The 917-nt window shown below is 52.1% G+C and carries 1 protein-coding gene; it reads right to left on the reverse strand.

The features are described 5' to 3' along the window. Positions 1-18 precede the first annotated feature (18 nt). Positions 19-917 (reverse strand): IS3 family transposase (locus ACVCAM_RS26440; protein WP_447093752.1); only part of this gene is annotated, 899 nt, incomplete at its 5' end.

Below are 917 nucleotides of genomic sequence, written 5' to 3' on the forward strand. Positions count from 1 at the left end.
TGAATCGCCACGGATAATCTAGACACTTCCGAGCCGTTGATAATACTGGTTTTCATATTCTGTCGGTGACATCTGATCGCTAGAACCATGCCGACGCTTACTGTTATAAAACATTTCGATGTAATCAAAAATATCGCTGCGGGCTTCTTCCCGCGTTCCGTAGAGCTTTTTCTTTATCCGTTCGCGTTTCAACAACTGGAAAAAGCTTTCTGCAACCGCATTATCATGGCAGTTACCGCGACGGCTCATGCTGCCCTCCAGGCCGTGTGATTTCAGGAACGACTGCCACTCATGGCTTGTGTATTGACTGCCCTGATCCGAATGAACCAGCACCTGTTTTTGGGGATTACGCCGCCATACAGCCATCAGCAGTGCGTTCAGGACAATGTCCTTTGTCATCCGGGATTGCATGGACCAGCCGATAATTTTGCGTGAGAACAGATCAACAACCACGGCAAGATACAGCCAGCCTTCGTGGGTCCTGATGTAGGTTATGTCCGTTACCCAACGCTCATCCGGAGCATCCGGATTGAACTGTCGCTGGAGCCTGTTGGGCGACACGATACTGGCTTCTCCTTTACGTGCCCGCGGGCTCCGGTATCCAACCTGAGCCTTTATCCCGACACGTTTCATCAGTCGCCAGACTCTGTTCACTCCGCACTGTTGCCCGCTGTCCCGCAGATCCAGATGGATTTTGCGATAACCATAGACGCATCCCGATTCCAGCCAGAACTGTTTAATCTGTCCTGTCAGTCTTAGGTCTGCCTGATGGCGTTGTGAATGCGGCTGCTGAAGCCAGGCGTAAAAACCACTGGGATGAACATCCAGCACCCGACAGAGCAGGCGAACAGGCCAGCAACAGGTGTTGTCACGGATAAAGGCGTACCTCAGTCGGACAGCTTTGCGAAGTACGCCGC

The organism is Enterobacter sp. CFEC122 (assembly GCF_052983755.1).